Here is a 19,142-nt window from a genome sequence, read left to right on the forward strand (position 1 = left end):
GCCTTATAAGGATGAAATGGATTTAATATTTTATTGCTTTTATAAATGTGAAAGTTAAATAACGAAAAAAGGAGTTTTCTTAATGAGGATTTATTGAAAGAATACTTAGAATTGAGGACTTTTAGAAAGATACAAATACTTAGAGAATTCTTATCCGAATAAACAAAATATATGGAAATGGAGCCGAGTAAAAAAAACTATATTTGAATGAAGCTGATGAAGAAGAGTACATTTAAATACAACAAAAATAGCCCCAAGACTTCAATTTATCCAAGGAGCTATCCGTAAACTATACTTTTCCTGCTACTGTTTTATAAGTTGCTGACAGTGTCTTTTTCTCCTTACTATTTACCCTTTTAAATAAAAACTCTCTCCCGCCCACTAGGCACGAGGATGAAATTGACTATATACATCTTTCAATCTAGTTTTTGTTACATGGGTGTATATTTGAGTTGTCGAGATATCAGCATGACCGAGCATTTCCTGCACCGCTCTTAAATCAGCACCATTTTCTAATAAATGAGTTGCAAACGAATGTCTTAATGTGTGCGGTGTTATTTCTTTTTCAATATGGGCTTCCTTCCCTAAACGCTTTAAAATTTTCCAAAAGCCTTGTCTTGTTAATCGATTGCCATGGTGATTTAAGAACAAGGAATGCTCCGTGGATTTCTTTTGGTTTAAAAATGTTGGTCTCCCTTGATGCAAATAATCCTCCAATGCCCTCGTAGCTGCTCCGCCAATAGGGATGATTCTTTCTTTGTTCCCTTTTCCTATACAGCGGATAAACCCCATTGTAAGATGAACATCATCCATATTTAAATTGATCAACTCACTCACACGGATTCCTGTTGCATAGAGAAGCTCAAGCATCGCTTTATCTCTGAGTCCATAATGGTCATTTTTATGAGGAAAATCAAGCAGTGCTTCTACTTCCTCCATAGAAAGAACTTTTGGCAATGTTCTTTCTGCCTGCGGTGTTTCAATATGTACAGTTGGATCCTCTTCAAGCACACGATCGCGGAATAAAAATTGATGAAATGCACGAATAGATGCTATATGTCGTGCGATTGTTTTAGAGGACTTTCCTTGGTCCTTTAAAAAACCTAAAAAGCGAATAATGTGGCAACGCTGTATTTCTTTGAGCTTACATTGTTCTACATTTTTCATATATTTTATATAGCTTTTCAAGTCTCTTTCATATGATACAAGTGTATTACTCGCTAAACCCTTTTCCACTAATAAATAATGTATAAAATCTTTTAATTGATCTTCCATAGGACTATTCCCCATTTAAGTAAAACAGGAATATTCGATCCCTCCATGAATATTTTTCTGTTTCCAGAGTATTATCTGCATTCACCTTGATGGCAGAACCTGATGGCTCATCATAGCGATGTAGTTGTTGATATTCTTGATTAAACCAAACGATTGCATAATAAAAAAGAATCGTACATCCTGTAAATAGGAGAAATACTTTTAGTGTATTTATAATTGCTTTTGTCCATCTCATCCAAAATCCCTCCATAACTTCTATAATACAAGCTATGCCAGATTGGACATTTAATATACCTAATGGACCTATTATTCTTATTATAATAGAAATAAATATTATTTAAAGCGTTATGCGTTGAATAATTTACTTCCACTTTTTCATTTGGTATCTTATGTAAATGCGATAAAGGTAACATTCCTATTTTCGATTAGTAATTAACAAAAATAAAAAACCTTCTCAACTGAAAAGGTTTATTCTGCGGATGAAACATCCTCGCTTTTTTCCGTGCAACGATGACAAATACCATGAAATGTTAGACGATGATCTTTAATTTTAAAATTCCAGTCACGCTCTACTAATTTCTCTACATCTCCTAGTAAATCTTCTTGAATTTCATCCACTGCTCCACATTCAATACATACTAAATGGTGATGAAAGTGGGCTGCACCTTCTTGTCTCAAATCATACCTAGAAACACCATCACCAAAATTTATTTTATCAACAATCTTCAATTCCGTTAGTAGTTCAAGTGTGCGATATACGGTTGCCAATCCAATTTCAGGAGATTTCTCTTTAACGAGTAAGTATACATCTTCTGCACTGAGATGGTCTTCTTCATTTTCTAATAATACTCGAACTGTTGCTTCCCTTTGGGGAGTTAATTTATAGCTCGAAGAATGCAACAGCTTTTTTATTCTATCTATTCTACTTTCCATTCCGAAAGTCCCTCCCTAGCCACTGTCCATCTCATTATAACAGAAGTAGGAAAAGAATCCTAATAAAAATTATTATAAATAACAATTAATAATAATTATTAATTTATAATGACTATCATCGATAATAAATCAACAAGCCTCCCACTATCCAAAAGGGATAGTAATAATAATAGATTGTACCATATTAATGACAGCTTTCATTAATAATGGCGAAATATATGCCTCTACTGCAGCAGCAATGCCGATTACTATAAAGGCCATTATTAGAAGAATAGTATATCTAGCAAACAGCGGCAGCATTGGTTCTCCCTTTTTCTTCATAAATTGCTGGCGAATCATTTTAAAAGAGAATGCTACTGATAGTGTAGCAGAAATTATAAAAATTGGAATAACAATTAGATTTTGTGGCAGAACCGACACAAATGATAGTAAAAATCCATGCCATCCCATTTGATTTACTAAAAAGCCAACCGTGAAACCAACTACCATCCCTTTAATAAATAGTAGAATTAAAATAATAGGCAATCCAATGATCGAAATACCTAACAGCCAAATAAAACCTATATACTTACTATTATGCGAAAAGCTTTGAAAAAACAAATCTTTACTGTCCGCTACCTGTCCATTTGAAACCTGTCCAAAAAACTGTGTTAAATAATAATAGAGATCTTCCTTTTGGGAGAGAGACAAACTATTCACTACAATTGCACCAAAAATAACCCCCATTAAAAACAATACAATGATAAATAAGTAAATTGAGGAATGATCGCGTATATGATTCACTAGGATATTCTGATATTTTTTCTTTTTCATTGCCTTTCCTCCCGCCAATTCTGTTAGTTAATGTTTATGCAAAAAAAAAGGGCATATGACTATAAATCTATTATTAATGGAAATGAAAAAATAATAAGATTATTATATTATTGATTATAGAGATCGATAGAATTAGCAAATGGAGGTGAGTGTTTTGAAACCAATATTAATCGATTTACCAGAAACGATCGAAACAGAAAGGCTAGTCATACGCCCCTGTATGCCAGGAGATGGCAAAGATGTATATGAAAGCATTCAGCGGTCTAAAGAAGACTTTAAACCTTGGATGAGTTTTGCCAATCAGGAGCAAACACTAGAGGAAGTGGAAGCAGGCGTACGAGAATCATATGCCAAATATATTTTAAGAGAAGCTATTCGATTACATATTTATTTAAAAGCAACAAATGAATTTATTGGATCAACCGGTCTACATTCGATCGATTGGAAAGTCCGCGTGTTTGAAATAGGCTATTGGTGTGATTCAGCTCATACAGGAAAAGGCTATATTACCGAGAGTACAAAAGCATTAATACAGTTCGCACAAAGTACACTTGAGGCTAATCGTATTGAGATACGAGTAGATTCCACCAACATGAAAAGCCGTGCTATCCCAGAAAAACTTGGCTTCTCATTAGATGGGATTTTGAAAAATGAAACACTAAGTGCCGATACAGCAGAATTAAGAGATATTTGTCTTTATTCTTTGGCATAATGCAGAAAATCCCACAATTGTGATGTGGGATTTTTGCTATAACTTATCTACTCTAACCTTGCCGTATTTGCCGCCCCCGCCAACTTGCAAGTCTACCATTCCCGTTCTCGCTGCAACAATATAATCTGCCACTTTCTTTGGCACAACCTCCACTAGCTTTTCATAGGGGGCTTCATGAATGATTTGCATTTCAGTTGAAAAATAATCTAGCAATTTTTGCAGCGTTTTTTTTCCTAATCCAGGTATATATTCTAACGGAATTTGATGAATATACGGAGGTCTACTAGGTGCACTGGCTGCATCTTTTAAATCGCTAATTCTTGCTGCCACCCCTTTTACCCATTTATGACTTCCGCATTCTGTGCAGATCCCTGTCGCTTCCGAAAATGGAGCATAGCATTTCATGCAAACTGTTTCGTGATATTTACCTAATTTCGGATCTAATCCATAATTGGCAATAATTTTTCTACCTTCTTCTTGATGAAGAACTTTTGCAAATTCAGCAAAAGAAGCGTCCTCCATTTCCATGACCTGATATTCCCGAGCCATTTTTTCTAAAGAATGGGCATCAGAATTGGTTATAAATGAAAAAGAATGTAATTCTCTGATTTGGTCTGCCATCTCGGTATCAGAACTCAAACCAAGCTCAATCCCATCAATCATTTTCTCGTCTAAAACTTCTTTAAAGGAACGATTAACTCCGCTGCCATATAAACTTTTAAACGGTGTGAAGACATGGGCAGGAACGAATAATCCATTTAATTCCTTTACTTTATACTGTAATTCCTTTCCACTGATATAAAGGCGCTGCGAGCTTAATGTTACATTTTTCATATGGTGAGAAATCCAATTAGAAAATTCCTTCATTTTAGCCAATGTCGGTAGATAGCATAGCACATGAATAGGACCATTACAGAAAGAATCATATATTTCGAGCTCTGAGCCAAGAATAATCGTAATCCCTTCCATTCTTACCCCACCATCGGCTAATTCCAGCATCTTCCCTTGTGCTATTAACTCCTCCATTTCCGATATTACTTCAGGAGAATGGCAATCAATGATCCCAATCATATCAAGACCTTTTTGCTTACTGGCATATTCTATGATTGCCGTTAAAGTTAAGTTTCTTGATGCTGTTATTTTTACCGGTTTCCGGCTCTTTGTTCTACCAATATGGATATGTAAATCAGTGTAATACGAATTCATTTTTACTCCTTTAAATTTGCAATTTGTAAATATTGTACCCCAAAAATCGTTTTAGCATCAAAAATACGCTTTTCTTTGATAAATTCCAATGCCTCATCTAGTGTAATTTCTAATACATTCACAAACTCATCTTCATCAAGTCCGGCTGCATTTTCTTTTTGCTTTAATCCTTTTGCCACATATACATGAATAATTTCATCAGCAAATCCTGGGGAAGTATAGAATGAGCTTACCAATTCCAGAGATTCACATTCATATCCCGTCTCTTCTTCTAACTCTCTTCTAGCACAAAGAGCTGGTTCTTCGTCTTTTTCTAATTTCCCAGCAGGAATCTCCACAATTACTTTTTCAAGCGGCTTTCGATATTGTTCTACCATAACTAGTTTATTATCATCCGTTATCGCTATTACAGCAACCGCGCCTGGATGCTTTACAAGTTCGCGCGTGGACGTTTTCCCATTCGGCAATTCGACCTCATCCACTTGAACTTGAATGATTCTCCCGCTATAAATATGCTCTGTTTTTAATGTTTTTTCTTCCAATGTACTCATTTGACACACTCCTGTTCTATTAAGCCAAAGCTCTGACATATAGATTATTATACTTCATTTCTGTTCAATGGAAAGGATTGGGGGAAGCTTTTGAAAGTATATATCCAGGAAAAAGGAATTATTTTATCAGGAAAGGATTGGGAAATCCGCTATATTCTTAAAAAATACCAAACGGAATTTACTTATGTAAAAGATTGGATAAACGCAAATGCTGACAGCTCTCAAAAATAAGCCATATTCTTTGTGAATAAACAGCATCTTTCGTACAATAAGAGATATCTTTAGTGGAGAGGTGTTCAATTTTGCAAAAGTCTCAATTAGGCAATTCTAACTTATTTGTTTCCAAATTAGGTCTAGGCTGTATGAGTCTCGGTACCGAAGAAAAAACTGCTTTCCCAATTTTAGAAGCAGCACTTGAAGAAGGAATTAATTATTTTGACACAGCGGATCTATATGATCAAGGGAAAAATGAGCAATTGCTCGGTCAGTTTTTCAAGAATAATCGCGAAGATGTCATTCTTGCTACAAAGGTAGGCAATAAGTGGGAAGAAGGAAAAGAAGGCTGGGTTTGGGATGCAAGTAAAGCCTATATTAAAGAACAAGTAAAACAAAGCCTAAAGCGCCTTGGCACAGATTATATTGATTTATATCAGCTGCATGGAGGCACGATGGCAGATCCGATAGAGGAAACGATTGAGGCATTTGAAGAATTAAAAGAAGAAGGATTTATTCATTATTATGGCATTTCCTCCATTCGTCCTAATGTCATTCGCGAATATGTGAAACGTTCTTCGATTGTTTCTGTGATGATGCAATACAGCATTTTGGACAGACGTCCTGAGGAAGAAGCACTGCCATTACTTGCCGAAAACAATATTAGTGTTGTCACTCGCGGACCGGTTGCAAAAGGTCTATTAAGCCCTAAATATCGTGAAAAACTATCGGAGAAAGGCTATTTAGATTATTCTGGTGAAGAACTAACAGAAGTGTTACATACACTGGAACAAAAATTCTTAGATAATCGTACACTTACAGAGGCTGCCGTGCAATATAATTTAGCTCAGCCCGCTGTTGCTAGCATCATTGCTGGAGCAAGCTCAGCAGAACAGCTTCGCGCTAACGCAAAAGCAGTTAACAGTGCCCCTCTATCTGCGGATGAAATAGCATTCATTAAAAAGATTTCCAAAGCATCTGTTTATGAAGCACATCGTTAATAGGATAAGTGTTTTTTACGGAGCTTGTTCCCCGAATGGTTCATAGAATTTTTCTATGAACCATTTTTTATGATGGATGAATGCCAATTTTACTTATTGTTTTTGTAGGCGGGCGGAGCTCATCTTGGTTTTGAACGCTAGTTTTGAGCACTGTCTTTTGAAAAGTGGTTTTCATCTTGCTTATGAACACTTTTTTTTGGGCTCTATCTATTGAAAAGTGGTTTTCATCTTGGTTTTGAACGCTAGTTTTGGGCTCTGTCTCTTGAATAATGGTTTTCATCTTGCTTATGAACACCTTTTTCGAGCTCTGTCTCTTGAATAATGGTTTTCATCTTGCTTATGAACACCTTTTCGAGCTCTGTCTCTTGAATAATGGTTTTCATCCTGCTTATGAACACCTTTTCGAGCTCTGTCTCTTGAATAATGGTTTTCATCTTGCTTATGAACACCTTTTCGAGCTCTGTCTCTTGAATAATGGTTTTCATCCTGCTTATGAACACCTTTTTCGAGCTCTGTCTTTTGAAAAGTGGTTTTCATCTTGCTTATGAACACCTTTTTCGAGCTCTGTCTCTTGAATAGTGGTTTTCATCTTGCTTATGAACACCTTTTCGAGCTCTGTCTACTGAATAGTGGTTTTCATCTTGCTTATGAACACCTTTTTTTGGGCTCTGTCTCTTGAAAAGCGGTTTTCATCTTGGTTTTGAACGATTATTTTAACACCAATATATTATTCTTATCGAAATAACACCTTAACTAAATAGGAGAAACGGGGATTCAGTTTGAAATACATAGAATTTGGTATAGGCAACAAATGGCTTATACGAACAGAAACAGAATTAGAAGATGGAACAGAGTTTGAGGAAAAAGGAATAAAGAGACCTATTAAATTTCAATCACTATATACTAGAATTTGGATTGGAAAAACAGTGCTTATTATCGACTCAAAAGAAGGATTTAAGCAAGCTACTAAAAATGGAAAATCCTTCAAATTAATACTTGGAATAAAAAGCCTCTAAAAGTTTATTTAATCTCCAAAAGGAAAACCTCTCCACAATCGCGAATATAATATCGTAGTTAAAAAGCTACTACTATTCTTTACTTAAAGGGGTTTTTCGATTGAATCAAGCATTATTAATTATTGATGTTCAACAAGAGCTGGTTGAAGGAAATGCAGAAGCAAAAGGAGTCTATAACAAACAAGGTTTATTAGAAACAATCAATTTAGTAATAAAGAAAGCTATTGAATCAGGGATAGAGATCATTTTTGTAAGAGATAAAGATGTTGCAGGAGGAAAAGGACCTGGATTTGACATTCACCCCGATATAAATGTCCCTCGCGAAGTTAAAATCTTTGATAAATATGCAACCAACGCGTTCTATGGAACAGGTTTATTAGAGTATCTACAGGAAAAAGAAATGCGCCATCTTGTTATTATGGGGTGCGAAACTCCTTATTGTATTGATACAGCGGTCCGAACAGCAACGGTTAATCATATGGATGTCACCCTAGTTGGGGATGGACATTCCACAACCGATTCTTCTATCCTTTCTGCCGAGACCATTATAAAGCATCACAATACAATATTACATGGCCATTATAATGTCGATCATTTTTCCATAGTTCGCAATGCTGCCGAGGATTTATTTACGCCTACTCATGATACATATCGATAATTTTCTCGCAAGAATAATCTAAAATTCCTAAACAAAAGTCATCTTAAAAATGGCTTTTGTTTAGCTAATTTCATTAATCACTCTAGATCTCCCAAGCACTTCTCAGTAAACCAATACCCTCATCCATTTCTGCGTCTGTTAATCCCCCATACCCTAAAATTACTTTTGGATTACCTGTATAGCGTTTCTCAAAGTAATACATGGAAAGCGGATATACCTTAACTCCACAGGCCAATGCCTTTTCTATTAATTGTGTTTCTGTCCACTCAGTATAAACTTCTAAAACAATATGAAGACCAGCATTTTCTCCAATCACTTTTACAAATCCACCTAAATAATGTTGAATCGTTTGCAGTAATACTTGGCGCTTCTTTCGATATAATGTTCTCATTTTATTTAAATGACTATTCCAATGGCCCTCTTTAATAAAACGATACAAAGTGTCTTGATGCATGCGAGAAACAGTCTGTTTATACACGGTAAAATGCTTCCTATATGTAGAATATAAAGATTTTGGGAGGACAGCAAAGCTTATGCGCAGGGATGGAATTAAGGATTTTGAGAAGGTTCCTAGATAAATAATCCGATTGTTCTTATCTAGTCCTTGAAGTGCCGGAATCGGCTTTCCCTTATAGCGATACTCCCCATCATAATCATCTTCTATAATATAACCGCCTTTTTTTTCTGCCCATTTAAGCAATTCTAATCGACGTGTAATAGGCATAATCATTCCATATGGAAATTGATGAGAAGGAGTTACATAAGCAATATTTGCTTTACTCTTATTCAACTGTGAAACATTCATGCCATTGTCATCAACCGAAATTGGTAAAACGTTAATCCCCATATCTTGTAAAACAACTCTAATTCGATGATAGCCTGGATTTTCAAGAGCGTATGTTTTATCCCTTCCGATCAATAAACCAATTAACCCAATTAGCATTTGCGTACCTGCACCTAGAATAATGTGGTCAGGATGACAGTTTACGCCTCTTGTCGCATATAAGTGTTTAGCAATCTCCTCTCTTAAATTAAATTCCCCTTGTGGATCTCCGTTCGAAAACCAGAAGTTTTGGTCTTCATATATCGATTGCATAGAAAGCTTTCTCCAAGTATTATAAGGAAAATAGCTACTATCGACATTTCCTGAATTAAAGTCTATTTTCACAGGATTTGCCTGTTCTACCTTTTGCATTTCCTTATTCTCTTCAGTATCGAGCCGGCTACGAAATTCTTCATCAATAGTTAATACAAATAATCCTCTTCGTGGAATACTTTCCACATATCCTTCTGCACAAAGTTGATCATAGGCCGATTGGACTGTGTTTAAACTAATTTGCAAATGTTCCGCCAGCTTTCTTTTCGATGGCAATTTTTCATTCGGTGAAATATGTTTATTCATAATTTCTTGTTTAATAAAATCCGCTAACTGCATATAAAGGGGATTACCACTATCCTTCTGTAAAATTGGTGTTAATTCTAGCATTAGTCTCCACTCCTTCCCTTCAGCTGATACCTTTAAAAAGAACAATTCTGGCACTTTAGATTATACCAGATTGCCATTACATTAGAGATAGAAAGGGAGGAATGGATATGTTAAATGACCAATTACTTATTAAAGAATTAACTTCTGAAGCAGAATGGGAAAAAGCTTTTCCTGTTATGAAACAATTGAGAACGCAATTAAATTTGGATACTTATCTTACATTAGTGTCAGAGTCTGTTAAAAAAGAAGACTACCGTTTGATTGCACTTTATAATCAGAATGAAATTGTCGCCCTTTGTGGGTTTATGCCTATGATAACCTTGTATAACGGCAAATTTATCTGGGTATGTGAATTAATTACAGACAGCAAGCAGCGGTCGAAAGGATATGGAAAGGTATTATTAAACTATGTTCATGAGTGGGCTGTCGCTAATGACTATCCTATCGTGTCTTTATCCTCTGGTTTACAGCGAATCGATGCCCATCGCTTTTATGAAGAGAAAATGGAATATGATAAAGTAAGCTATGTTTATCTGAAAAAAATTTAATGGAAAGCAAAAGAGACATTTGCTGCTTAAGGAAATGTCTCTTTTATCATTAAATAACTAGTATCCTTTTAATATACTGTATTACTATTAAAAAAGGATTTACCTTAACTCTAAAAAATGATAATAACAGGAGGGATTACAATGATAAAAGGACTTAATCACTTTTTATTTTCTGTTTCCAATTTAGAAAAATCTATTCTTTTTTACCAACAGGTATTTGATGCAAAATTGTTAGTAAAAGGTCGTTCTACCGCCTATTTTGATTTAGGCGGAATATGGTTAGCCTTAAATGAAGAGAAAGATATTCCAAGAAACGAGATTCACCATTCTTATACACATATTGCCTTTTCGATAGAGGAAGCTGACTATGATAAAACATTAAAAAAATTAGAGCATCTTAATGTTTCCCTTCTCGATGGCAGAGAAAGAGATGAAAAAGATAAAAAATCCATTTATTTTACTGATCCAGATGGCCATAAATTCGAATTTCATACTGGAACATTAAGTGACCGCATCCATTACTATAAAACCGAAAAACAACATATGACTTTTTTCGAAAGGGATTAACCATTAAATTTAAGAATCATGCAGTAAGTCAGAGGCAATAGTTATCTATTAATCTATTAGAACGATATATGGATTTACTTTGCATGCTTAAAAGTTAGTACAGAAGGGATTGAAAAGAGTAACCAATAAAACAACTCCCTTACGCTTCTATCACTTTTACATAAGCACCTTTACTCGCTTTTTGCAAAGCTGCATGATTCATCCCTTGAATTTTTTGCGAAAGGCTTGAAGCACTTATTAGTTTATTTCGGCAGAAAATTAATGGGTCAATAAGTCGAACCTTATTCTTTAAATGGATATCAAAATCCTCTTCATCTTCGACTACTTTCACACTGGGATGGAGCTTATTCCATAGCATTTGGAGCTCCACATTCTTGGCTGTACTTATTTTATGAATTAACTCCTTATCCTCCCCTAGAAAATCAGAAAATTGTAGGATGCTATGAGCTAATGCTGCTTTTAAAACTTTTGTTAACTGGTCATATCCATAAATATTTAACGGATGCATGAAAAAATCGATGACCTCTTTGTAATAGGTTTCAACAAACCATTCTGCCGAATCGACATGTTGTAAACACATTTTCCCTTCAACTATTACAATATTTTCTAAAAACCCTTCTACTTCCTTTAACGATATTTTTCCATATGTATACATATCTCGTAATGTATAGTCCACACGATCGGCACATAATTTTGGTGCAGGTTGCTCCAAAATGGTCCATTTAGAATCGTCTCCGATTATTTTCTCATAGTCATAATGAAATTTTTCTAAGATTATCGGTATTTCAGAATCCTTTATCACAGAAAGAAATATTTCCTCATGATAATTCTCATTCTGTTTATCTAAGACAAAGTCAATAATATGGGAAAAGGCAGTATGAGACACATCATGCAATAAACCAGCAATTTGTTCCTCTATCGAACCTCCAAGCTTTCGGATTAAAAGCATAACCCCAATTGAATGCTCATAGCGCGTGACATTCCAGTTTTCATTTACTAAATAACTTGCTCCCCCTTGATGAATTCCTTTTAATCGCTGGATTGGCTTACTTTCTATTAATTCTATTAAAACTTTTTCTATCTCAAAATTCCCGTACAGTTTATCAGATATTAGCAAAATTATTCTCCCTCTTATTAAATGTAAAAATACAACTTTTTTTAAAAAATTACATACACTTCCAATAATTGTATAGTAAAGTATACATATAAAGTTTTATCCTGTCATGTTTTCAAAAAATGAATTTATGAAAAGCAATTTGAAAGGAGTATGAATGTGCATCAGAATATCAGAGAAAAACAAAGCAATAAAAGCAGCTTTTTAGGTGTACTATCGATTCTTTTTCCAATTGTCCTTGGACTATTGATTGTTAATTTTTTTACAGACATCATTCCGTTGGAGAAGATTCAAGGATTACCTGTGCTTATGCCGCTTTTTGTGTGTCCTATTGGAGCAGTCATCGGCTTTTTAGGGTATAAACGGAGTAGAGATACCCTATCATTAGTAGGTATAATTGCCAATGTAGTATTGTTTTTGTTCCCTGTTTTTTACCACATACTAGGCACGCTTATAATGGGAAATTAATATAAATTTACGAAAACCACTTGAAGTTTAGTGGTTTTTATTTGCTTTTTTGTTCAGCCTCACCCACTAACCTTTCTTTTCATATTGAAATTAGATAACGGAGAGAAATATTAGTAAACTTATAAAAAGACAAAACACTTTCAAATTAAAAAAGTATAAATTGGAACTATCTTGTTTAATAAATTAATTGGTATAAGGATGCTTTCTAATTATTTTAACAGCCTCTCCATTTGTTTTTTCTGTACTTTAGCTAATGCTAATAAGGTGAATTGATCAAGCTTTAATTGTTCTATAATGCCGTTCGCTTCTTCCCATGCTAGGTTATACTGTTGTTTCGTGATTGAATTTTCTTTATATGCATTTTCCAGCTCCTCTTCATCCAGTAAATAAATTTCGTTAGATGGAAGCATTACAATATCTAAAAACAAATCATCCATCCAAGGAACATTTTTCTCTATTCCAATTTCCAGACAAATATCAATATACCACTGCACAATATCACCATTTGCATTAAACATAGTAGTGACAGAATGATGTTTATATAAGGGAAACTGATGAAGCCACATATAGCCATCATCAAGGATACACACAGCTTTCTGATCATACCTTTTTGTTACTGATTCCACTACCTTTATTGAATGAAAGAGCGCCAAATATCCTGTAAACTCTTCTGTCTTCATAAACGTTTGAGCATATTGCTTTTCTACTATCCGTTTCCAGTTTTTATGGTTACCAAATTTTCTTTTTACCTGCATATACACCCATCCTATTCAACATGATATCTGAAACCAATCTGTCTCTTTCGGAAAATCATCTCTACTTAACGTAGTCTAGGCTTTTTTTGTCCTTTACATAGGGTACATTTTAGACTATGGAAGATTGTACTTATGTACATTGCCATAGAATTCTTGTGGACTTCCCGTTGTTTTTTCACTTGTAACCTTACATAATTAAAACAAGAAATATGGTCAAGGCATTTTAGCAAAAAAATATACTGATACGAAACCTAACTGTAATTTATTATCTCTATAAACATCATAAAGTAAAACTATTAGAAGAAATACTAGATAATGCGGCTCTTGATATATTTATTAATATGATTTTAGAATTTTAATTTCTCGTGATTAATTCTTAAGAAAATTAAATCATTCAACCAGAATATTACACTACTAGAGATGATCATATAGTAAAAATTTTGGTCTAAGTAAAATTTGGGATTTAGATCGGTAGCAATCGGAAAGAAAATCAAATTAACTATAAAACCTACTATAAAAAATAATACAAAATTTTTAATATAGGAATTATTTAGGGACTTTCTAAAGAAAAACTGAATTGGCGCTCCTATTACTAGATAGATTAAACTAAAAATAGTAAAAAATAACATGAATGAAGCTAAATCAAAAGAGTCGAAAAAGGAAAATGGAACCGAGTTAATAAAGTAAAACAAAAAAAAAGCAAGAAAAAAAGCTGAAGAAACAGAACAAATTAATAGCCTGATAAAAAAGTTGTTTGTTAATTTCATGATAAACATAGCACCCTCCTAATTCCAATATTAGTAAACTTTACCAATATATAGTATATATATATATATATATATATGTGTGTATATTATTATAATTAATTATAATATTACTACTATATATAAATAGGTTTGTGATGAAAATTTTTAAAAATAACGGGAGGAAAAAAATGTATAAAAAAAGATTATTTTCACTTCAATTATAGCCTTAGGATTTACTATGTCTCTCTTGATTATTAGCGCAGACGCAGATATAACTGTTAGAACAAATAGGTGAACTTAGAGTTAAGCCCTAAAGAGAACGAATACTATAAAATATAAAATGACAATCGCGCCCGTTAGTAGAACAGTGATACTAACAAATTATATAAAGAGTGAACAATAATTACTGACCAAAGTGAGTTACTCTTTTTATATATAAATCCCAATATAATACCTAAAACAAAGGTCGTTGTTATGCCATTTAAAAGATATGAAAACTCGAATAGGTCTTTATAAAACCAAATCGGGAAATGAATTGATACAAAGAGCAAAGCTGTAATTGTGTTTGCTATCCAGAATTTATAAGAATCCATTAATTTTCTTAGTAAAAAACCTCTAAACACAATTTCTTCAGTAATTCCCACCAACAGAACTATATTAAGCCACTCATGCAACCCCATTTGAAAATCAATATTACTTTTTAAAACGATAAAATTTAAAATTACAAAATAAGATATGAAAACTAAAGACACCCAACATACCCATTTTAACCCCTTTTTAAAATTGTAACGTAAGCCTAAATAGGATAACGGATTATGTTTCTCCATAACTTTAACCAAAAATATAACAGGAGTGACCCAAATGGCTATTTTGATAACTGCTGATGTTATAGCCCTTGGTATGGACTCCATCATGTCTAAGTATTGGACTAACCATAATTCTCTCACACACCAAAGAACAAAAAAGATAATGAAAAATACCCAAATATAATTTTTATTTGTTTTTACTAAAATTTGTGACTCCCCCTTTTTTTATACAACAATCTGGCCCGATTGCGGAACAAAGAACTACTATACAAAATAGATATTTTTATCAAACTTTATTTTAAATAATCGAACTTTGTTTTAAATGATCAATCTTTTTATAAACCTACAAAAAGAAACATTCTTTATTAATTAATAATAATACCAGTACATACGATAAAAAGAATCTATTTAATTATCAATTTAGGAAGGATAGGTACACTTCTTTCCTCCTTTTTTTTATTTAGATTGCGACATAGTATATTTTTATTCTTATATCATAATAAGTTAAATTTAATATCAAATGAACATAATCAAAATTTTCTGTATACTCAGAAAAATAGGTGTGTTATCCTTAAAATGGAATCAAAATACCAAAAATCATGTGGGAGGTAATATAGTGAAAATAATAAAATCCGGAATATTAGCAGTTTTGTTACTTCTATTCACTAATACTGGTATAGGAAATGCAGAAGAGTACCAGGGTGGTGGTTTTTCTGAGAATGAGATAATTAAAGAAGGATCAAATGAAATTATTAGTGATTTAGAAGTTGAAGATAGACCTAACAATCTGAGTAGCCCTGATGCTGCAATTTCTTTAGGACCACCTAGTTGTAATAGAACTCATTCACATAATGTTGCCACTGTAACAATGCAAGTTAAAAATCTCACAGGTAGTTATAGATCTTTAATGTGGGGGTTTCATTTAACTTCTTCAGCTAGATCATTTTTGGGTCCAATTGTAGTAGTTAAAATGCCCTCTGCAGCAGTAAACGGTAAAGCTATAAACACACCATATGAACCTCATTCCGAAGGAGCATCATATAATTTTCATGGAAGCATGAAAAATTATCAAATTAAGGGTCAAAGTTATCCACTCAAAAAAGGTGATATAGTTAATCTTTCTTGGCATATAACGGGTACAAATCCGGAAAGATATGGTTATCGATATTTAACTTGCAAAATGCCCTAAAGAATAAACCGAAACATAAGAAATAAAGAAATGAGGTTGTAAATGATGGAGATAGAATGGAAAAAAGAAAGTATTATTTTTGAAACTTTAAGAGAATCAGAGGTATGGGCTGATTCTATAGCAAACGAAATACATGGTAGAACAATAAATGGGTATATTACACCAGATTATAAAATAGCATATGCTCTTTCATTTTTCCTAGCTTCTAATCCTGATTATGTTGTTCATACAGAAAAAAGTTTCAATATTCGTCCAGGATTAAAGGTAGAGGATTCATTTATTTATAAAGTTTGGGTAACATTTAATAGTAAATAAATCATATATGAGTATGATTTACACATACTGAAAACTTCCACATGTCAGCAAAAAATTTAGATTTTCTTTCACTCATTTATTTTTGACGCTATATTTTTCAATGTTGTTTACTTCATTGAAAATACATTTTCAAAAACTTCTTAGATAATTAAATAGTACATTACTACTTATATCCTACATAATGACATGGATTTGTATTATCTTATGTTGAGAAGAAACTCACAATTGGATTTATTTTCTCTGTTTTCGAGTTTCTTCTCTTTAAAGCATCTAAATTTCCTCGTTCGTAATATCTCTTGGTTTCTATTTTAGTTTTTCTGCTAATAGTTAGTGTTCTTCTTTGCAAACGATATTTAGTTATACAAAACTTAGAAAAACAGTGAAAAGTTAAGTAATAAAATTTTGCAAATTTTGTTGCTCCGCAAGTACTTCTCACTGCGATTATAAATCTATGGGTGGAGGGTAGAAATATAATGAGATTTATCAACCTCATTGTATTAAAAAAATTATAGAATTCATGCTATTCTCTATGTTTGCATTTCATATGTGTCTTCGTTACAAGTTAAGCAGATTCCATTAGCAACAGGTTTCATCCTTTAAAGGTCATCCTTGCAGAGAGTTCAATAGCCGAGATTTTAGATTGGCAAGGAATGTAATTAACTATACATCCTCCAATTTGACAATAGGAGTTTGAACAATCTATCCTAATTCCTCATCGTATAAAACATCAAAGACATATTGTTTTGATTCAATTATCAACTAAGTTTGATTCTCTATTCTTACTATTATGAACAACATCCCCTTCTTGAAACATCCCATTTTGAGCGTCAATAACTAGCTGTGCTTTCTTCATCATTCTCTCCCCTAAAAAACTCTTTCTGTAAATTTATCAATATAATTAATACTATTCTCCTACTAGTTAATAAAAAAAGAACCTCTCTTTCATAGAAGAAGGTCCTTATAAATTATGAGTAATTCAATTCAGACAACACTTTCATATTGTAACTAACTTTTATATTCTATAGAGTTTTGTAAATTCCTTCTCCCATAACAAACCTCATTTGTTTTATAAGACACGCTTATTTTTTAGTGTGAAGAAGAAATAACTTCTTAGAATTTTTTATTCAGTGAAATTTGCACTGACAACTGTTACTATTCCTGATATTTTTTCATTGCTTAATTATTTGTTATTAATTAGAAAAACTATCCCGATATATATAATAATCGAATAGAATCCAATAAGTTTTAATTATTCTAATCCCACTATATTGATAACCCTTTCAAAAATAGGGTTATTTTGCATTAAGTTCCTATTTAGCAGAATTGCTTAATTCAACACGTTTTATTTCTCCAACAATAAATAAGTAACTAATCATAGCAACTATTGCATTAATTCCAACAAAAACCAACGCACCATTATAGGAACCTGTTGCAGCAATGATGTAACCTATAATGATAGGTGTTGTAATCCCTGAAATATTTCCAAAAGTGTTAAATAAGCCTCCACTTATCCCTCCAATTTCTTTTGGAGAACAGTCAGCCATTACAGCCCAGCCTAATTGTCCAAATCCTTTACCAAAGAAAGCTAAGGCCATAATCCCTACAACTAGCCATTCTGCATCAGTATAATTACAAATAATCATACTTGCTGAAAGAATCATACCAATAATTATAGGAGTTTTACGGGCAAAAGTAAGAGATTTACCTTTTCTTAATAAATAATCAGAGTAGACCCCTCCTAAAATTCCACCTAAAAAGCCACTAAGTCCAGGTAATGTCGCAACAAATCCTGCTTCAAGGATAGACATCCCTCGTTCTTGAATCAAATAAACAGGAAACCAAGTCATGAAGAAGTAAGTAAGTGTTGAAATACAATACTGCCCAATATATACTCCTACTAACATACGACTTTTCAGTAACTGTTTAATATGTGACCAATTGATGCCACTGACTTCTTTATTGGCTCCCTTCTCCATCATCTCTAGTATCCCGCCGCCCTGCTCTATATAGTTCAGTTCTGCCTGATTAACATGCGGATGATTTTTCGGATTATGGATTACTTTTAACCAAACTAAAGCAATCATTATACCTAATGCGCCCATGATAATAAAAACGTATTCCCAACCAAACGATTGTGTTATCCAGGACATAAATGGGTTAAAAATAATTATAGCAAGAAACGCTGAGGCACTAAAAATAGCTGATGCAGTTGCACGTTCATTATCAGGGAACCAAGATGCAGCTACTTGACTATTTCCAGGAAAAGAAGGTGCTTCAGTTAGCCCCACAATAAATCTTAGAATAAATAGCATTACTATGGCAGTACTAGCATTAAAAAATCCAACAAACCCTTGTAATAAAGTAAAGGTTGACCAAAGAAATAGACTCCAAAAAAGAACTTTTTTTGTTCCAAACTTATCTAAAATCCAACCTCCTGGAATTTGACCAAGAGCATAAGCCCAACTAAATGCAGAGAAAATATACCCCATTGTTATAGCACTAATCCCTAAATCACTTTGTAAAGGTGAGGCAGCTATTGAAATTGTTGCCCGATCTGCATAGTTAATAGTGGTGACTAAAAAACACATAGATACAATCATCCAGCGAATATTCGTTTTTTTCATTGCTGGTGCTGGAATAAAATCTTTTATAGAATTATTTCTTTCTAAACTCATACTAGTCTCCCCCTTTTTCCCCTTTATGGTAATCATTCTTTATGACAATAAAGTCATAACCACTTTAGACTAGTTAAACAAGACATGATGAAATT

22 protein-coding genes are annotated in these 19,142 nt (G+C 33.3%); 10 read left to right on the plus strand and 12 right to left on the minus strand.

Annotated features, from left to right (window positions below; all coding sequences use genetic code 11):
• Positions 1-381: 381 nt before the first annotated feature.
• From xerD to spoIIM, 4 genes are all read right to left on the minus strand, one after another.
• A complete protein-coding gene (xerD, locus tag NiCM35_RS19020; RefSeq protein WP_433780542.1) occupies positions 382-1,275 on the minus strand; it encodes a site-specific tyrosine recombinase XerD in 894 nt (297 codons plus the stop codon).
• A gap of 4 nt (positions 1,276-1,279) precedes the next feature.
• A complete protein-coding gene (locus tag NiCM35_RS19025) occupies positions 1,280-1,510 on the minus strand; it encodes a YqzK family protein (protein WP_095334165.1) in 231 nt (76 codons plus the stop codon).
• A 233-nt stretch (positions 1,511-1,743) separates the two neighbouring features.
• Positions 1,744-2,208 (minus strand): ferric iron uptake transcriptional regulator, encoded by a 465-nt coding sequence (gene fur / locus NiCM35_RS19030; protein ID WP_095334167.1) that lies wholly within the window; start codon positions 2,206-2,208, stop codon positions 1,744-1,746.
• 144 nt (positions 2,209-2,352) lie between these two features.
• Positions 2,353-3,021: a stage II sporulation protein M gene (gene spoIIM / locus NiCM35_RS19035; protein ID WP_123257865.1), complete on the minus strand. Its 669-nt coding sequence runs from the start codon at positions 3,019-3,021 to the stop codon at positions 2,353-2,355.
• A 154-nt stretch (positions 3,022-3,175) separates the two neighbouring features.
• Between spoIIM and NiCM35_RS19040 the strand changes: the two genes are divergently transcribed.
• Positions 3,176-3,733, plus strand: a complete 558-nt coding sequence (locus tag NiCM35_RS19040) for a GNAT family N-acetyltransferase (RefSeq protein WP_123257866.1) — start codon at positions 3,176-3,178, stop codon at positions 3,731-3,733.
• 36 nt (positions 3,734-3,769) lie between these two features.
• Here the strand turns inward: NiCM35_RS19040 and NiCM35_RS19045 are convergent, their stop codons facing one another.
• Both NiCM35_RS19045 and NiCM35_RS19050 read right to left on the minus strand, forming a co-directional pair.
• Positions 3,770-4,939, minus strand: coding sequence for an endonuclease Q family protein (locus tag NiCM35_RS19045; RefSeq protein WP_433780544.1), 1,170 nt, complete (start codon positions 4,937-4,939; stop codon positions 3,770-3,772).
• Positions 4,940-4,941: 2 nt separating this feature from the next.
• Positions 4,942-5,490, minus strand: coding sequence for an NUDIX domain-containing protein (locus tag NiCM35_RS19050; protein ID WP_123257868.1), 549 nt, complete (start codon positions 5,488-5,490; stop codon positions 4,942-4,944).
• Positions 5,491-5,580: 90 nt separating this feature from the next.
• Between NiCM35_RS19050 and mciZ the strand changes: the two genes are divergently transcribed.
• Together mciZ and NiCM35_RS19060 are read left to right on the plus strand one after the other, a co-directional pair.
• Positions 5,581-5,721 (plus strand): Z-ring formation inhibitor MciZ, encoded by a 141-nt coding sequence (gene mciZ, locus NiCM35_RS19055; protein WP_433780545.1) that lies wholly within the window; start codon positions 5,581-5,583, stop codon positions 5,719-5,721.
• A gap of 71 nt (positions 5,722-5,792) precedes the next feature.
• Positions 5,793-6,704 carry an aldo/keto reductase gene (locus NiCM35_RS19060; protein ID WP_123257869.1) on the plus strand — a complete coding sequence of 304 codons (912 nt, stop codon included), beginning with the start codon at positions 5,793-5,795 and terminating at the stop codon, positions 6,702-6,704.
• Positions 6,705-6,946: 242 nt separating this feature from the next.
• On the opposite strand, the gene NiCM35_RS19065 is transcribed toward NiCM35_RS19060, so the two are convergent.
• Complete coding sequence (locus NiCM35_RS19065; protein ID WP_433780548.1) at positions 6,947-7,189, minus strand: hypothetical protein; 243 nt, start codon at positions 7,187-7,189, stop codon at positions 6,947-6,949.
• Between the two features lie 294 nt (positions 7,190-7,483).
• Here NiCM35_RS19065 and NiCM35_RS19070 point away from each other — a divergent pair, with 294 nt between their 5' ends.
• Both NiCM35_RS19070 and NiCM35_RS19075 read left to right on the plus strand, forming a co-directional pair.
• Positions 7,484-7,720 (plus strand): DUF3977 family protein, encoded by a 237-nt coding sequence (locus NiCM35_RS19070; protein ID WP_095334180.1) that lies wholly within the window; start codon positions 7,484-7,486, stop codon positions 7,718-7,720.
• A gap of 100 nt (positions 7,721-7,820) precedes the next feature.
• Positions 7,821-8,378, plus strand: coding sequence for a cysteine hydrolase family protein (locus tag NiCM35_RS19075; protein ID WP_095334182.1), 558 nt, complete (start codon positions 7,821-7,823; stop codon positions 8,376-8,378).
• A gap of 82 nt (positions 8,379-8,460) precedes the next feature.
• Here NiCM35_RS19075 and pdxR read toward each other — a convergent pair whose 3' ends face one another.
• Positions 8,461-9,864 carry a MocR-like pyridoxine biosynthesis transcription factor PdxR gene (gene pdxR / locus NiCM35_RS19080; RefSeq protein WP_433780550.1) on the minus strand — a complete coding sequence of 468 codons (1,404 nt, stop codon included), beginning with the start codon at positions 9,862-9,864 and terminating at the stop codon, positions 8,461-8,463.
• 107 nt (positions 9,865-9,971) lie between these two features.
• On the opposite strand from pdxR, the gene NiCM35_RS19085 reads away from it, so the two are divergent.
• Together NiCM35_RS19085 and fosM are read left to right on the plus strand one after the other, a co-directional pair.
• Positions 9,972-10,412: a GNAT family N-acetyltransferase gene (locus NiCM35_RS19085; RefSeq protein WP_433780552.1), complete on the plus strand. Its 441-nt coding sequence runs from the start codon at positions 9,972-9,974 to the stop codon at positions 10,410-10,412.
• 141 nt (positions 10,413-10,553) lie between these two features.
• A complete protein-coding gene (gene fosM, locus NiCM35_RS19090) occupies positions 10,554-10,979 on the plus strand; it encodes a FosM family fosfomycin resistance protein (RefSeq protein ID WP_123257874.1) in 426 nt (141 codons plus the stop codon).
• A gap of 139 nt (positions 10,980-11,118) precedes the next feature.
• On the opposite strand, the gene NiCM35_RS19095 is transcribed toward fosM, so the two are convergent.
• Complete coding sequence (locus NiCM35_RS19095) at positions 11,119-12,096, minus strand: HD domain-containing protein (RefSeq protein WP_123257875.1); 978 nt, start codon at positions 12,094-12,096, stop codon at positions 11,119-11,121.
• Positions 12,097-12,252: 156 nt separating this feature from the next.
• On the opposite strand from NiCM35_RS19095, the gene NiCM35_RS19100 reads away from it, so the two are divergent.
• Positions 12,253-12,561, plus strand: a complete 309-nt coding sequence (locus NiCM35_RS19100) for a hypothetical protein (RefSeq protein ID WP_235850363.1) — start codon at positions 12,253-12,255, stop codon at positions 12,559-12,561.
• 209 nt (positions 12,562-12,770) lie between these two features.
• Here the strand turns inward: NiCM35_RS19100 and NiCM35_RS19105 are convergent, their stop codons facing one another.
• Positions 12,771-13,316 (minus strand): ribonuclease FAU-1 family protein, encoded by a 546-nt coding sequence (locus NiCM35_RS19105; protein WP_095334191.1) that lies wholly within the window; start codon positions 13,314-13,316, stop codon positions 12,771-12,773.
• A 1,102-nt stretch (positions 13,317-14,418) separates the two neighbouring features.
• Positions 14,419-14,976 carry a CPBP family intramembrane glutamic endopeptidase gene (locus NiCM35_RS19110; RefSeq protein ID WP_095334194.1) on the minus strand — a complete coding sequence of 186 codons (558 nt, stop codon included), beginning with the start codon at positions 14,974-14,976 and terminating at the stop codon, positions 14,419-14,421.
• 508 nt (positions 14,977-15,484) lie between these two features.
• On the opposite strand from NiCM35_RS19110, the gene NiCM35_RS19115 reads away from it, so the two are divergent.
• Together NiCM35_RS19115 and NiCM35_RS19120 are read left to right on the plus strand one after the other, a co-directional pair.
• Positions 15,485-16,057, plus strand: coding sequence for a hypothetical protein (locus NiCM35_RS19115; RefSeq protein ID WP_095334196.1), 573 nt, complete (start codon positions 15,485-15,487; stop codon positions 16,055-16,057).
• Between the two features lie 51 nt (positions 16,058-16,108).
• Positions 16,109-16,372 carry a hypothetical protein gene (locus NiCM35_RS19120; protein ID WP_123259138.1) on the plus strand — a complete coding sequence of 88 codons (264 nt, stop codon included), beginning with the start codon at positions 16,109-16,111 and terminating at the stop codon, positions 16,370-16,372.
• Between the two features lie 1,310 nt (positions 16,373-17,682).
• On the opposite strand, the gene NiCM35_RS19125 is transcribed toward NiCM35_RS19120, so the two are convergent.
• Positions 17,683-19,047, minus strand: a complete 1,365-nt coding sequence (locus NiCM35_RS19125; RefSeq protein ID WP_095334197.1) for an MFS transporter — start codon at positions 19,045-19,047, stop codon at positions 17,683-17,685.
• Positions 19,048-19,142: the final 95 nt, after the last annotated feature.

It is taken from the genome of Niallia sp. M35 (assembly GCF_050971705.1).
Taxonomy (GTDB): domain Bacteria; phylum Bacillota; class Bacilli; order Bacillales; family Cytobacillaceae; genus Niallia; species Niallia circulans_A.

Excerpts from the sequence above, each read along its gene's own strand:
- xerD (WP_433780542.1), bottom strand. The coding sequence starts at position 1,275 with ATGGAAGATCAATTAAAAGATTTTATACATTATTTATTAGTGGAAAAG.
- NiCM35_RS19025 (WP_095334165.1), bottom strand. The coding sequence starts at position 1,510 with ATGAGATGGACAAAAGCAATTATAAATACACTAAAAGTATTTCTCCTA.
- fur (WP_095334167.1), bottom strand. The coding sequence starts at position 2,208 with ATGGAAAGTAGAATAGATAGAATAAAAAAGCTGTTGCATTCTTCGAGC.
- spoIIM (WP_123257865.1), bottom strand. The coding sequence starts at position 3,021 with ATGAAAAAGAAAAAATATCAGAATATCCTAGTGAATCATATACGCGAT.
- NiCM35_RS19045 (WP_433780544.1), bottom strand. The coding sequence starts at position 4,939 with ATGAATTCGTATTACACTGATTTACATATCCATATTGGTAGAACAAAG.
- NiCM35_RS19050 (WP_123257868.1), bottom strand. The coding sequence starts at position 5,490 with ATGAGTACATTGGAAGAAAAAACATTAAAAACAGAGCATATTTATAGC.
- NiCM35_RS19065 (WP_433780548.1), bottom strand. The coding sequence starts at position 7,189 with ATGAAAACCATTATTCAAGAGACAGAGCTCGAAAAGGTGTTCATAAGC.
- pdxR (WP_433780550.1), bottom strand. The coding sequence starts at position 9,864 with ATGCTAGAATTAACACCAATTTTACAGAAGGATAGTGGTAATCCCCTT.
- NiCM35_RS19085 (WP_433780552.1), top strand. The coding sequence starts at position 9,972 with ATGTTAAATGACCAATTACTTATTAAAGAATTAACTTCTGAAGCAGAA.
- fosM (WP_123257874.1), top strand. The coding sequence starts at position 10,554 with ATGATAAAAGGACTTAATCACTTTTTATTTTCTGTTTCCAATTTAGAA.
- NiCM35_RS19105 (WP_095334191.1), bottom strand. The coding sequence starts at position 13,316 with ATGCAGGTAAAAAGAAAATTTGGTAACCATAAAAACTGGAAACGGATA.
- NiCM35_RS19110 (WP_095334194.1), bottom strand. The coding sequence starts at position 14,976 with ATGATGGAGTCCATACCAAGGGCTATAACATCAGCAGTTATCAAAATA.
- NiCM35_RS19125 (WP_095334197.1), bottom strand. The coding sequence starts at position 19,047 with ATGAGTTTAGAAAGAAATAATTCTATAAAAGATTTTATTCCAGCACCA.